The 12,545-nt window shown below is 53.3% G+C and carries 15 protein-coding genes; 11 read left to right on the top strand and 4 right to left on the bottom strand.

Translation table 11 applies throughout. The features are described from left to right. Position 1 precedes the first annotated feature (1 nt). Complete coding sequence (locus tag MWU64_RS00790; RefSeq protein ID WP_206853159.1) at positions 2–1,120, top strand: ABC transporter permease; 1,119 nt, start codon at positions 2–4, stop codon at positions 1,118–1,120. A 28-nt stretch (positions 1,121–1,148) separates the two neighbouring features. Here MWU64_RS00790 and MWU64_RS00785 read toward each other — a convergent pair whose 3' ends face one another. Then, the gene (locus MWU64_RS00785) at positions 1,149–1,502 is read right to left on the bottom strand and encodes a hypothetical protein (RefSeq protein WP_247059328.1); all 354 of its coding nucleotides are present in this window, start codon (positions 1,500–1,502) and stop codon (positions 1,149–1,151) included. A gap of 428 nt (positions 1,503–1,930) precedes the next feature. On the opposite strand from MWU64_RS00785, the gene MWU64_RS00780 reads away from it, so the two are divergent. Then, complete coding sequence (locus tag MWU64_RS00780; protein ID WP_247059326.1) at positions 1,931–2,230, top strand: diguanylate cyclase; 300 nt, start codon at positions 1,931–1,933, stop codon at positions 2,228–2,230. 82 nt (positions 2,231–2,312) lie between these two features. On the opposite strand, the gene MWU64_RS00775 is transcribed toward MWU64_RS00780, so the two are convergent. Further along, entirely contained in the window at positions 2,313–3,320 is a 1,008-nt protein-coding gene (locus MWU64_RS00775; protein ID WP_247059317.1) for a lipid A deacylase LpxR family protein, read from the bottom strand. An 804-nt stretch (positions 3,321–4,124) separates the two neighbouring features. Here MWU64_RS00775 and MWU64_RS00770 point away from each other — a divergent pair. The 3 genes from MWU64_RS00770 to MWU64_RS00760 all read left to right on the top strand — a co-directional run bounded on the left by MWU64_RS00770 (position 4,125) and on the right by MWU64_RS00760 (position 5,521). Then, positions 4,125–4,370: a hypothetical protein gene (locus MWU64_RS00770; RefSeq protein ID WP_247059315.1), complete on the top strand. Its 246-nt coding sequence runs from the start codon at positions 4,125–4,127 to the stop codon at positions 4,368–4,370. A gap of 214 nt (positions 4,371–4,584) precedes the next feature. Next, on the top strand, positions 4,585–5,025 hold the full coding sequence (trxC, locus tag MWU64_RS00765; RefSeq protein WP_247059309.1) for a thioredoxin TrxC: 441 nt from the start codon (positions 4,585–4,587) through the stop codon (positions 5,023–5,025). 169 nt (positions 5,026–5,194) lie between these two features. Continuing rightward, on the top strand, positions 5,195–5,521 hold the full coding sequence (locus MWU64_RS00760; RefSeq protein ID WP_247059307.1) for a hypothetical protein: 327 nt from the start codon (positions 5,195–5,197) through the stop codon (positions 5,519–5,521). Between the two features lie 257 nt (positions 5,522–5,778). Here MWU64_RS00760 and MWU64_RS00755 read toward each other — a convergent pair whose 3' ends face one another. Further along, entirely contained in the window at positions 5,779–6,069 is a 291-nt protein-coding gene (locus MWU64_RS00755; RefSeq protein WP_247059305.1) for a YHS domain-containing (seleno)protein, read from the bottom strand. A 224-nt stretch (positions 6,070–6,293) separates the two neighbouring features. On the opposite strand from MWU64_RS00755, the gene MWU64_RS00750 reads away from it, so the two are divergent. Further along, complete coding sequence (locus tag MWU64_RS00750; RefSeq protein WP_247059303.1) at positions 6,294–7,556, top strand: dicarboxylate/amino acid:cation symporter; 1,263 nt, start codon at positions 6,294–6,296, stop codon at positions 7,554–7,556. Between the two features lie 57 nt (positions 7,557–7,613). After that, positions 7,614–8,093: a peptidylprolyl isomerase gene (locus MWU64_RS00745; protein ID WP_247059301.1), complete on the top strand. Its 480-nt coding sequence runs from the start codon at positions 7,614–7,616 to the stop codon at positions 8,091–8,093. Between the two features lie 21 nt (positions 8,094–8,114). On the opposite strand, the gene MWU64_RS00740 is transcribed toward MWU64_RS00745, so the two are convergent. Further along, the gene (locus MWU64_RS00740) at positions 8,115–8,426 is read right to left on the bottom strand and encodes a hypothetical protein (RefSeq protein ID WP_247059297.1); all 312 of its coding nucleotides are present in this window, start codon (positions 8,424–8,426) and stop codon (positions 8,115–8,117) included. Positions 8,427–8,593: 167 nt separating this feature from the next. On the opposite strand from MWU64_RS00740, the gene MWU64_RS00735 reads away from it, so the two are divergent. The 4 genes from MWU64_RS00735 to MWU64_RS00720 all read left to right on the top strand — a co-directional run bounded on the left by MWU64_RS00735 (position 8,594) and on the right by MWU64_RS00720 (position 12,507). Beyond that, entirely contained in the window at positions 8,594–9,016 is a 423-nt protein-coding gene (locus MWU64_RS00735) for a hypothetical protein (protein WP_247059295.1), read from the top strand. Between the two features lie 15 nt (positions 9,017–9,031). Next, complete coding sequence (locus MWU64_RS00730; protein WP_247059293.1) at positions 9,032–9,343, top strand: hypothetical protein; 312 nt, start codon at positions 9,032–9,034, stop codon at positions 9,341–9,343. A 60-nt stretch (positions 9,344–9,403) separates the two neighbouring features. Further along, complete coding sequence (locus tag MWU64_RS00725) at positions 9,404–11,173, top strand: DEAD/DEAH box helicase (protein WP_247060704.1); 1,770 nt, start codon at positions 9,404–9,406, stop codon at positions 11,171–11,173. Positions 11,174–11,331: 158 nt separating this feature from the next. After that, positions 11,332–12,507: a helix-turn-helix transcriptional regulator gene (locus MWU64_RS00720; protein WP_247059291.1), complete on the top strand. Its 1,176-nt coding sequence runs from the start codon at positions 11,332–11,334 to the stop codon at positions 12,505–12,507. Positions 12,508–12,545 lie beyond the last annotated feature (38 nt).

Here is a 12,545-nt window from a genome sequence, read left to right as displayed (position 1 = left end):
GGTGAAGTCACTGGCGAATATCTGGAATCTTGGCCTCAAGGAGTTGCGCAGCCTTTTGGGCGATAAAGTGCTGATGGTGTTTGTTCTGCTGGCATTCACTCTGATTATCTATACGGCGGGCTCGGCCGGATCCATGGAATTGAACAATGCCCCCGTGGCCGTGGTAGATGAGGATCAGACCATACTGTCAGGGCGGATTATTCAGTCTTTCCAGCAGCCATGGTTTCTCAAGCCAGATCTGATCCGATACGACCAGATTGATACCATGCTCGACCGGGGATCACATACCTTCGTTCTGGTTATACCTGAAGGCTTTGAGCGGGATGTGCGAAAAGGTCACGTTGTCAGTGTGCAGCTGAATATCGACGCAACCCGAATGACCCAGGCGTTTATCGGGGCCAATTACATTCAATCGTTTGTAATGACCGAAGTTGCGGAATTCATCGAGCCTGGCAGTGGCTCAACGGAGCTCCCGGTTAACCTGGTGAATCGGGTAAGCTTTAACCCCAACCTTGAGGGTTCCTGGTTCGGGGGAGTGATGGAGCTGATTACCGAAATTACCCTGATCAGCATTATTCTGACCGGTGCCGCCCTGATCAGGGAACGGGAGCACGGCACCATCGAGCACCTGATGGTGATGCCGTTGCGCTCCTACGAGATCATGGCGGCCAAAGTCTGGGCCAATGCGTTGGTGGTAATGATTGCGGCCACGCTATCGGTGACTGTGGTTATTCAGGGTTGGCTTCAGGTGCCCGTTGCTGGATCTGTTTTACTTTTCCTCTTCGGGGCCTTGATTCACCTGTTCTCCACGACCGCCATTGGCATTCTGGTTGGCACCGTGGCCCGAACCATGCCTCAGTTCGGTCTCTTGCTGATACTGATCATACTGCCGCTACAGCTGCTATCTGGCGGGATTACACCGCGGGAGAGCATGCCGGACCTCGTTCAGGAAATCATGCTACTGGCACCGACGACTCACTTTGTGAGCCTGGCTCAGGGGATTCTGTATCGCGGTGCCGGTCTTGATGTGGTGTGGCCTCAGTTTTTGGCTCTGACTGCCATCGGAGCGGTGTTTTTCGGGGCAGCTCTGGTGTTGTTCCGGCGTCATATGTCTGTGTGAACGCACTTTCCTGGCTGCCCCTTCTGTATCACATGTTAGGATGGTGGCGTCCTTCGTAAATTTTAACGCGATCAATTTCGACGCCGTCGAACTTTCTCACATACGTGTCCTGGTCGACCTGCTCGAAGACGCTACAGCCGCCCCGGTGGCCATAGCCGATGCTGGTACAGAACTCTCCGTCTTTCACCTCCCATGTTCCGATATAACGGGTATAGCCGGATGCCTGCTCGGCTCGCTTGTCGCGGCCGTAGATTTTTCCGTCTTCAGAAAAGTACTCGTAGAAGGTGTGTCGGCGCTTGCCGTCTTCTCGATAGTCGGCTTGCAGAGTATTACCTATCAGCGCATCACGAATCTGTTCCCCATCAAGAACATCTTGACCCATAACGACACCTGACGATGAAATAAGAACGGCTAGTGCACTGAACTTAATAAGTTTTCTCACTTTTATATCCCTTCCTAGATGTTTGGACTCAAGTATAGATCACCGGCCCAATTTTGCTACTTTGACCTGCTTGCCAGTGCACTAACCGCTGATAGTTCTTTTTTAAGTGTTTGAAAAGTCGTGAAGCCAGCCACTTTCAAACGTTGCGTCCGAAATGCCGAGCTCACGACAGTTCTCTCCGGGACCGGTGTACCAAATTAGACTTGTTTCAGGACGAAGGCAATCTGCTCTTCAGCGTAACGGGATCACTTCATGCCATGATCTCCTGCTCAGCGCCAGATCTTGCCGAGTTTTCCAGTTTTAAATGAACTGGAACTCAGGGGTCAAAGCTGGGGACGAGCGACGCGTTCTGCTCTGTTTACTCCGATTTGAACAATTTTAAGGCAGACAACGATGTCTATGGATACTCACACGGTGCCCAGATGATATTGGCGTTAGCCAACCTCCTTAGCGAGAGCTCACAGAGTTCGGGCTTTATAGGCCATATTGGAGGGGATGATTTCATCTCGCTTTTAAGCGGCGCCGACACCCGAGCAGAACATGTCTGCAAAGAAATCCTGGGTCGCTTCGCGAAGATAGCTCTCTCAATCTATAGCGAGGAACATCAAAGAGCTTGCGGACATCCTGGTGGAGCTAAAAGCGCAAGCTCAAAAAGAGCCAGGAAATAGTCTTTTTATTGATAGGCGGCACGAACCAAAGCTCCCCACCCCTTGGAAGGCGACCCGACTTCACGACTGTTCACCTCACGCTTCAATAGCGCCAGGTCAGAGACAGAGTGCCGAAGCTGAAGCTCTCTTTGTCCGATTGTTCTTCCCCTGTCGTGGCTCTGAGGATCAGGGCCGCCTGGAGACTTTGCCATTGCCGGGTTGCACCGATACCGATCTGAGCCAGCATGAGATTTTCCTCGAAGCGGTAGGGACCGGCGTTATCTTTCAGATTGGAATAGGGAACATATTCGAGTCCCAGGCCGATAAAAACGGACCAGCCCGTCCCTGCATTATTAAATGTTGCCGGAAGTCCGACTGTGCTGGAAGTTCCGGCGTAATCGGGTACAAAATTCGGTGGTAGATATTTGCCTGTTCGCCAAATACAGCCGATCCTGGTATGAGATCGAAGGCTGGAAATCATGGCCGAACCGACCCAAGCAAGCTCCTGTTCCAAATCCCCTTTGCGACCGCTACGCCACACCTTTTGAGCATGCGTGCTCTGTAGGCCGCCGACCACATTTGTGCCGAGTTGGAAATCCCAGCCCCTGGGTTCTTCACTTCCGGTTAGTTTGTGAACCCATTTTTGGGAGGCTTCCGCTCCGCTTTCCGGACCTACTAAGCCCACATGAGCCCCGTAGCCCGTAATACGGTCCGCGTCCCAACTCCAGACAGTAGTGCTCAGTATAAGGTAACCTGCATAGGGAAGGTCATCGGGACTGGGTTGCTCTTGCGAAATGTCATCAGGAGTAACCATCAGCTGCCGAAGACTGAATGAGACCGCCTGCTCCTGGGTTTCTAGATCAATGCCCGGAACCGCATCCAGCCATTGCCCCATCGCTCGGGATAACCGGGAAGTGGTGGCCTCTGGGTCTCTGGATGACGAAGTGAGATATGACAAGCGCACACCATTTGTGTAGCCCTGATCAAGGCCCAGAAGTAGGTCGTTGTCCCATGAGAGGTTGAAGGTATCTGCGTGGGCGCAGAAGGGTAGAAGCGCTATTAGCAATAGCGCTTCTACAGGCGCGCGCACCGAAAAAACAAGATGTGCCATTCGAGTAGCGAAGCCCCATGCAGTCAGTGAGTAAGCTATTTTCTTTCCTGCTGGGCTGAATGGAAGGCCATTATCTTCGTCGGAAACCCTCAGTGCCTTTGAAGGTCTGAGCAAGAATTCTTGGCTATTTCACCCAACAGGATTGAAGAACATTATTTTTGGTACTGGGCGACCTCCCTCGCCAAGATAGCTTGCATGGCTATCAGGTCTTCATCACTGAACGAGGCATCGGTCTGATAGGCAGGAGTATATATCTGCTGCAAGATTTTAGAACCAAAGATTTCTTTAGCTGTCGTGGTTCGCCAAAAAACAACAAATAAGATGAAGTTTCCACTTAAATCTGTATTTGGGAAAACCAACCACGGTCCGGTAGCGCCCGAGGAAGAAAGGGATGTAGAGCAAAAGGGGGTTATTAAGTATCTGCGATAAGAAAGAGTAAGCAGTTACAATCAATCTTATCGCCCAGTATCTATGGTCAAGCTACCGGAGGCCGCTCTTTACAGGGTCCAACACACGATGAAACGTGAGTTGTATGACTCTGATGGGGTTTTTCTCTCTCGTGACTGGATTGGAGTTATGATTAATTGATGAATACGATAATCGCAAGCTCACGGAGCAACAATCCGCTGTGCTACGAAGTGTCCAGTACGGGGGCCGTTGTTAGGCTACTCCGAATGTCCGCTTTGCGACCGGAGCGACCAATTAAGAGTGCCAAACTGCGGCCAACTTATGATGACGTTTCCAAACCGCCCGGCTAAGCTTGGTCGTCTATACTCAACAAGGGCGTGTGAATAAGGGGGAGCTATGATGCGTTATCTTGCGGTTCTATTATTCACGGTATTTTTTGCGAGCAGCGTTTTCGCCAGCCATTGTCCTACGCTGGTGCACAAAATTGATGAACAACTGAAGATGGTTCAATTGGACAGTACAACGGAAACTCGGATCAAGAAACTTCGGGATCAGGGAGAATCGCTGCATAAACAGGGTAAGCACGCCGAGTCTGTAAAGGTGCTGAATAAAGCAATCGATGAGCTGGACGCTGCGATGTAACTATTGCAGTACGCATGGCCAGTTCGCGTCCGCCTGCTGAATGAATCGTTTGGGGTCTGCTAGTCTTTTGTTTTGAAGTGTCTGGCTGTAGTTCAGGAGCAGGCGGTCGTCCCTGTTGCGTCCGCAGGGCGGTACCGCAGCGTATCGCGTTGCTTGATTTCTCTTCTTATGCCCTGATTATTCCTAAAACTCACCCATCAGAGGCAGATGCATTATGACTGACGTTCGACACCTGGTGTGTCCCCATTGTCACAAAGTGAACCGTGTACCGGCCGAGAAGCTGTCAGTCGGCGGCAATTGTGGCGCCTGTAAACAACCCCTGTGGCCGGATCAGGTTCTGGAGTTAACGGAACAGAGCTTTGCTGCACACACGAAACGAAGTGATGTGCCCGTGCTGGTGGACTTCTGGGCCAGTTGGTGTGGCCCGTGTAAAGCGATGGCTCCCCAGTTCGAGCAAGCTGCGAAAGACTGGCGTGGGAAAGTACGCTTTGCCAAGCTGAACACCGAACAGGCGCCTGGGCCGGCCGGTCAGTTTGCGATTCGCAGCATTCCCACCCTGATTCTGTTTCAGAACGGCCGGGAAGTCGCCCGCCAAAGCGGTGCCATGAATCAGGCGCAGATCAATCAGTGGATTAAATCGCAAGGCATCCGTTAAGTATCCGTAACCTCTTGAAATATAAATAAAAGGTAAGGGCGCGCTCTCGTGTGTTTCTGATAATCTCGAATGGTTCAAAACTGACAAGTGCCTGATTGGGCGCTGGAGAACTGCTCTCCTGCCTTTCATCTCGGGCAGGTCAGACCACCTGAACCAGGGGATTTAGATCATGAACATGAAATCACTGCTCGTATTTCTGTCTCTGAGTGCTGCCTCATTGGGAGCCGCTGCAGATGAAACCGCCGACGCTGCGTTGGGTGGCGGTATTGGAGGAGCAATTGGGGCTGCCATCGGCAATGAGGTAGGTGGCAGAGATGGCGCTATTCTCGGCGGAGCCGTGGGTGCGGCAACGGGAGCAACCATTACCACCAAAGACCACGGAGAACACGATCGTGATTATGATCGCCGTCGTTATGACTACGACGATCGCCGTTCTTACAAGACGTCTCGTGGCCATTTCTGCCCACCGGGCCAAGCCAAGAAGGGCAACTGCTGAAACGCGACAAGCCTGCTATTTGGTTTGTTTGCCCCGTCCTAAATTAACTTGACGGTTTTAGCATCAATTCCCCCGAGTCCCCATGGCGCGGGGCTTTTGAGTGGTTAACCCGAGGTTCCCAACACAGTTATCCACAGCTTTTGTGGGTAACGTTCGTGGTAATACCGGTTAGTCCATAAGCCAGTACTAACCAGAATCTGTTCGTCTTGTCAGGTTGGTACATCGAAGCGTTCGATGAGCTGGACGCTTCGAGGCCACTATTCCAGAACTTCTGGCCAATTGGCGTTGGCCTGCTGAATGAACCCATCGGGGTTCTTCAGCCATCGGTCCTGAATAGATTGGCTGTAGTTTAGGTACAGGCGGTCGTCCCGGATGGTCCAGTGTTGTGGATCACCTTTCGCAAGGTAGCCTTGGGCTACTGCCCAGGCGCAGTAGCCGCCATAGACGGGGGTAAAGCGCTCCCGGTTGTTCGGTTTGACCGGCAGAGGCTTGGCATGTTCCCGATCTTGGCCAGACTGCCTCTGCTGAGACGGATTCTCTATAACCATATAGCCTTCCCGTATAGCCTATTTTTGCATCAAATCCCTCGAGCCCTTGTGCCTCAAGGCTTATGGCGGTTTAACCCTAGCTTCCCAACAATGTTATCCACAGCATCTGTGAGTAACGTACGTGGGAATACAGGTTTACCCATAGCCCGCTGCTGCCCAGAATCCCCCGCCTTACGTATTTAATCGCTTGCTCATTAACGGGCCAGGGTTTAACGGGAGCCCCTATGAAAGCTGTACTGGATGTTTATTTGAAGTCTTCGCTGGTGCTGCGCATTGGTATTGCGCTGGTTCTGGGTTTGGTGGTTGGCCTTGTTGGCGGGCCGGTGGTGGCCGAATGGCTGAACCCGCTCGGGGAACTGCTGCTGAAACTGTTGAAGTTTCTGATCGTGCCGATTGTGCTGTTTACCCTGATGGTGGGTATCAATCAGGCCAACCTTTCCAGTATGGGCCGCGTGGGCCGGAAGCTGCTGGGTTTTTATGTGCTGACGTCGGCGCTGGCCATCGCAGTGGGGCTGGCAGTAGCTTCCTTCTTCGAACCTGGTAGTGGTCTGGAATTATCGTCGTCGGCCACCGTTGAGGTGCCGGAGAACCCGGGCTTTGTTCAGGTACTGTTGAACATTGTGCCCGCCAATATTGTGGAGGCCTTCGCCAAGCCGAACCTGCTGGGGATTATTTTCACCGCGATTGTGTTTGGTGTGGCCCTGCTGAAATTGCGGGAATCAGACGCTCATCGCGAGTCTGCGGATAAGTTGTACGGTGTGGTGTCTGGCCTGAACGATGTCACCATGAAGGTGATGTCTGGGGTGCTTCAGTACGTGCCGATTGGCGTGTTTGCGATTGTTGCCAGTACCGCCGGTGAGCAGGGTATGGCCACGATACTGGCGTTGGGCGATATGGTTATGGTGTTGTACATCGCTCTGGCGGTGCAGCTGGTGGTCTACGGGGTTCTGATGCGCCTGAATGGCGTTAGCCTGGCGGGCTTCATTCGTGAGGCCCGGGCACCGGTGGCCACGGCCTTTGCCACCCAGAGCAGTTCCGGGACGCTGCCTCTCACGTTAAACGCGGCCCGGCGTATGGGAATTCCCCAGCGCATCTACGGTTTCAGCTTGCCGCTGGGGGCCACCATCAATATGGACGGCGCGGCGATCCGCATTGCCATTTCCGCGGTTTTCGCGGCCAATGTGGTGGGCGTACCGCTGGATTTTGTCACCATGCTGGAAATTGTGCTGATCGGTACTCTGGCCTCTATCGGCACGGCCGGTGTGCCGGGGGCGGGTATTGTCATGATTGCCACGGTGTTTGCCCAAGTGGGGCTGCCGATTGAAACCGTGGCCTTACTGGTATCGATTGACGCACTCGTGGGCATGGGGGCGACCGCCATGAATGTCACCGGGGACCTGGTGGTTACCTCAGTGATTGGCCGTTCTGAGGAGAAGCACGAGTCGGTGCCGGAAAGCTCGATGGAGCTGGAGCAGCAGTTGTCTTAGGGCGCTGATGCCACAGCTGGTTATAATGCCGTACTTTTAACCGTTGCAGAGAATCTTATGCAAATCGAAAAGAATAAAGTGGTGTTGTTCCACTACAGTGTGCGTGATGAGCAAGATAAGGTTGTGGAAACCTCCCGCGGCGGCCAGCCGAATGCCTATCTGCATGGCCACGGCGGTGTGATCCAAGGCTTGGAAGAAGCCCTTGAAGGCCGCGAAGCGGGCGAAGTGTTCAGCGTAACCATCGGCCCGGAAAAAGCCTATGGGCCCCGTAAGCCGGATGCCATTCAGCGCGTGCCGGTGAAGCATTTGATGGGTGCCAAGCGCTGGAAGAAAGGCATGGTTGCTCAGGTTCAAACCGAGCAAGGCCCGCGCCATGTGGTGGTTGCCAAGGTCGGCCTCAAGTTCGCGGATGTGGACACCAACCACCCGATGGCCGGTAGAACCCTCACCTTCGATATCGAAATCATTGAAGTGCGCGATGCCGATGCAGAAGAGATCGCACACGGCCACGCCCATGGGCCGGGTGGGCATCACTAATCCGAGGTAATGGCCGAGGCTCTATTCTTTCTCGGTCATATTATCCGCCGACGGATTTTTCATTTTATCTTTCTTTTTCATGTCGGAATGGTCGCCTTTTTTCGGGTCCATTTCGTCAGCTTTGCCTGTGGGGTCGCCGGTATTGTATTTCGACTTCGTGGACTCCTCGTGTCGCTCTGAGGACTGCTTACCTTTCTCGGCGTGGGAATCCATCTCTTGCTCACCCACATCCTTATCCTCACTACCGTGATGAGCGGCTAGCAAGGTGGCTGAGCCCAAGGCTATGGTGGGGGTGATCAGAGCATAGAATGCGAGTGCATGGAGCTTTTTCATAGAAATCTCCTTCGTATAGAATGCTCCTCGCGGTCGAAATGTCCGCTATGAGCGTTTCAACACATTGAGTGCAGGGTGATCTCTTGAGTTAAGCTCTGGGAGCGGTGCTTATCAACTCAGGATGTTGACCTCGAATGCCGGATATCACTTAAGGGTTAGGCTCTGTTGTGTATAAATTTAAAACTCTGGTAGTTATCTTCCTGTTGCTCATAGTCGGATGCACCAATATCACCAGCGATGTGGCCAGAACCATTCATCCAGCGCCGTCGTCTTCTTTGCAGGCAAGCAAGCTGTTCTCAGCCGCTAGCGGGTTTTTCACCGAGGCGGGTTACCAGTGCAATGCCTACCATGACCCTAGTGCCCTTCGTTGCGCGAAAGAGCTTCGTGATCTTTATATCCACCAGACCCAAGCGGTGGTGCAGATCTATCCCCGGGATGAAACTTACCCCCATACCCTGGTGACTAGCCGATGGGATGAAGGGCTGATTCCGGGCGAGTTTATTTCCAGTGAGTTCACTAATCCTGACGTGAAGGCATTTTGTGAGTATCTGCAAGCGCAGGCGTTGGGCAGTTGCCGGATGATCAAATAGTAAAAGGAATGACGAATGACTCTAGGATGGGTAGTTGCAGGTACCATTGGCCAGTTTCTTCTGGCATACATGATGTTTATGCTGGTGGTGTTCGGGTTCAGTGCCATTAGCAACACGCACCGGCTCTCGCCGTTTGATTCGTCGGTGTTGGATTCGGCCATGTACTCCGTGCCCGCAAGTTGCATTGTCAGTGCGATCGTTGTGATTGTGCTGTATCGCATGGGCGCGGGAAAGCTGGCGTACCTTTGGTACATGGCTCCGTTGTTTTTGTTTTCGGGGTATTTGGTTTACATCAAGCTGTTTATTAAGCCGGATTCCATTCTGTAATTCCTCACGGCGAACCGCCGCAAAGAGAGTTCTGGCCATTCAACGATTAAGCCCATGCCCATGAACGCCCCCTTCAAACTGCGCCCCTACCAGCAAGAAGCCGTCGAGGCTACGCTGAAGCATTTCCGTAAATCGGATGAATCTGCGGTGATCGTACTGCCGACCGGTGCGGGTAAAAGCCTGGTGATCGCGGAATTGGCGCGCCTGGCTAAGCGCAAGATTCTGGTGCTGACCCATGTGAAAGAGCTGGTGGAACAAAACCACGCCAAGTACGAGAGCTATGGGTTAACGGGCGGGATTTTCTCCGCCGGGCTGAAGCGCAAGGACAACCGGCATCAGGTGACCTTCGCCAGTGTGCAGTCGGTGTCGGCGAATCTCGATCAGTTCAAAGATGAGTACTCGCTGGTGATCATCGACGAATGCCATCGCGTCAGCGGCGAGGACACCAGCCAGTATCAGCGCATCATCGAGTTGCTGAAGCAGCAGAACGATTCCCTCAAAGTGCTAGGGCTAACCGCCACGCCATACCGGCTGGCCATGGGCTGGATTTACCGCTATCACTACCGGGGTTTTGTGCGTAGTGAGCAATACAAGCCCTTTGTGCATTGCATTTACGAACTGCCGCTCAGCTATATGATCAATCGCGGGTATCTCACCAAGCCTGAACTGGTGAATGCTGCGGTGGCGCAATACGATTTCTCTGCGCTGGTGCAGGACCGTTTTGGCGAATACGCCGAGAAGGATGTGAACGAGTTACTGAGCAAACATCAGCGCGTTACCCGAGCCATTATTGAGCAGGTAATGGAGCTGGCGGCTGAACGTAAAGCGGTAATGATCTTTGCGGCTACGGTGGCGCACGCGAAGGAAATCACCGGGTATTTGCCCGAGCACGAAACCGCGTTGATTACTGGCGCGACTGATCTGGCTGAGCGGGATTCGCTGATTCAGCGCTTCAAGCAGCGGCAGTTGAAGTATCTGGTGAATGTGTCGGTGCTCACTACGGGCTTCGATGCGCCTCATGTGGATTTCATCGCCATTCTTCGGCCTACCCAGTCGGTCAGCTTGTACCAGCAAATCGTTGGCCGTGGCCTCCGATTGGATGACGGTAAGCAGGATTGTCTGGTGATTGATTACGCGGGTAACAGCGTCAATTTGCATCACCCGGAAGTGGGCGAGAAAAAGCCGGATCCCGACAGCGAGCCGGTACAGGTGTTCTGCCCGGGTTGTGGGTTTGCCAACATCTTCTGGGGAAAAACCGACAGCGACGGTCGCGTTATTGAGCACTACGGTCGCCGCTGCCAGGGGCTGCTGGAGCCTGCTGAAGAAGCCAACTCTTCAGCGCCGAGGGAGCGCCCCGAGCAGTGTGATTACCGTTTTCGATTTAAAGAATGTCCACAATGCGGCGCCGAGAATGACATCGCGGCCCGCAATTGCCATCAGTGTAAGGGGGCCATTATCGATCCCGACGATCAGCTTCGGGATGCGCTGAGGCTCAAGAACGCCATGGTCATCCGCTGCGCGGGTGTGACCTCATCGGCCAAGGGCGATAAGCTCAAAATCACTTACCATGGCGAAGACGGGGAAGAACTGAACGAGTCGTTCGACTTCGGCAGACCGGCGCAGCGCAGCGTTTTCAATAAACTCTTCGGGCGGCGTTACGCGAACGGCCAGGCACCCAAAGAGTTCAGCAAGGTCGAACACGTGCTTGAATCGGAGGCTTTGATGCCAGCGCCTGATTTCGTTATTGCCCGTAAGCACAAGCATTATTGGCAGGTGCAAGAGCGTATTTTTGATTATCGGGGTCAATACCGGAAAGCCAACGAGGTGTAGGAGCGATCGGCGAATTTGCAGTGGCCGATCTGAAAACTCGTTCTAATATAAACAATGAAAGACCCGGAGTGATTCGAGCGACTTGAATTCACCATGCGCGAAACGCCTTCGAAAAGCTCCTTATGTCTAGCTATTAAAGGGAATGAAGGGCTGCTGTTGTGACCAGGGTGATAACGGATTCGCTGAACATCAAAGCAGGAGAGTTTGAGGGTTATAACCGGCTCGTCACCATCTTGTACCGCTGTTTGCATACCAACCAAGGCTTCCAGCCTTTCTTTGATGAATTCCGAAAACAGTTCCGGTGTCTTCAGGGGGGGATTCTAGGGTTGACCCACGAACCTATGCAGATGGCATACGGCTGGACCTTCGGATACCCGGAAGGGTTCGAGCAATGGTTTTTAAACAGTGGCTTGGCAGCAAAAGACGACGCGCTGTTGCATTTCAGCGCGCTACCCCCACGACAGTTTGATTCGTTAGCCGGCTGCAATCCCGACGTAGATATTCTAAGCGTGGTTAACGGGGAAACCCGTGAATGGGTAAAGGCCGTGGGGCTTGGTGATAGTGCCGGTATGCTGGTCAGTGAAGGGCCCGCTGCCAAGGTGGTGTTTCTGGCGAACCGTCATCGAGATGAAGGCCACTATACATCGACAGAGCTTATGCAGATGAACATGCTGGCCCCGCACATTGAAAATGCAGTTGGTTTGTTCCATAAGATTTATCAGTCACGAACTCAGCACGAAACCTTGGCGATGGCATTGGATCAGGTTGGCAAACCCATGATCGTGCTGGATGAAATGGCTCGTGTGGTGCGCTGCAACGCCGCAGCAGACGCGGTGCTGAGTTCCCATCCTCGCTTGTTCGTTACCGAACAAAGCGATGTGCGTCTGCAAAGTCGGCACCAAGGATTTAACCGACAACTGAATGATGCCATTCTGACGAGCATTTTCAATGCCCGGGACGGTATTCAGGACATGATCGCGCTGTTTGATCAGTCGGGTGATGAGCGATTGGCCGTCTGTGTTACCCCACTATCGATGGAAGCGGAACTTGATTCTGCGGAGGCGCTCGGCCAATACGGTGCTCTGGTAGAGCTGGTTCCTTTCTCTGCAACACGAACACCCGATATTGGCAAACTCAAACGGCTTTTTAGCTGCACGCATGCCGAAGCGATTACGGCAGGGCATCTGATGCACGGGCTGAGTATTAATGAGGCGGCTGAAGCGGAAGGGCTGTCTGTGCATACCGTCAGAGGGTATGTGAAAAATCTGCTGGCGAAGAACGGTTACCGCCGCCAGGCCGAACTGGTTGGTGCGTTGGTAAGAGCGATAGGCTAGCGGGAGCCCACATTCCGAGGTTGCTTTCTGCACGCCTC

The organism is Marinobacter sp. S0848L (assembly GCF_023016065.1).
GTDB lineage: Bacteria > Pseudomonadota > Gammaproteobacteria > Pseudomonadales > Oleiphilaceae > Marinobacter.
Note: the sequence above shows the minus strand (reverse complement) of the source record. Positions and strands in the feature narration are given on the sequence as shown.

Coding starts and splice junctions, on each gene's coding strand:
- MWU64_RS00785 (WP_247059328.1), bottom strand. CDS start 1,502: ATGGGTCAAGATGTTCTTGATGGGGAACAGATTCGTGATGCGCTGATA.
- MWU64_RS00775 (WP_247059317.1), bottom strand. CDS start 3,320: ATGGCACATCTTGTTTTTTCGGTGCGCGCGCCTGTAGAAGCGCTATTG.
- MWU64_RS00770 (WP_247059315.1), top strand. CDS start 4,125: ATGATGCGTTATCTTGCGGTTCTATTATTCACGGTATTTTTTGCGAGC.
- trxC (WP_247059309.1), top strand. CDS start 4,585: ATGACTGACGTTCGACACCTGGTGTGTCCCCATTGTCACAAAGTGAAC.
- MWU64_RS00760 (WP_247059307.1), top strand. CDS start 5,195: ATGAACATGAAATCACTGCTCGTATTTCTGTCTCTGAGTGCTGCCTCA.
- MWU64_RS00755 (WP_247059305.1), bottom strand. CDS start 6,069: ATGGTTATAGAGAATCCGTCTCAGCAGAGGCAGTCTGGCCAAGATCGG.
- MWU64_RS00750 (WP_247059303.1), top strand. CDS start 6,294: ATGAAAGCTGTACTGGATGTTTATTTGAAGTCTTCGCTGGTGCTGCGC.
- MWU64_RS00745 (WP_247059301.1), top strand. CDS start 7,614: ATGCAAATCGAAAAGAATAAAGTGGTGTTGTTCCACTACAGTGTGCGT.
- MWU64_RS00740 (WP_247059297.1), bottom strand. CDS start 8,426: ATGAAAAAGCTCCATGCACTCGCATTCTATGCTCTGATCACCCCCACC.
- MWU64_RS00730 (WP_247059293.1), top strand. CDS start 9,032: ATGACTCTAGGATGGGTAGTTGCAGGTACCATTGGCCAGTTTCTTCTG.
- MWU64_RS00725 (WP_247060704.1), top strand. CDS start 9,404: ATGAACGCCCCCTTCAAACTGCGCCCCTACCAGCAAGAAGCCGTCGAG.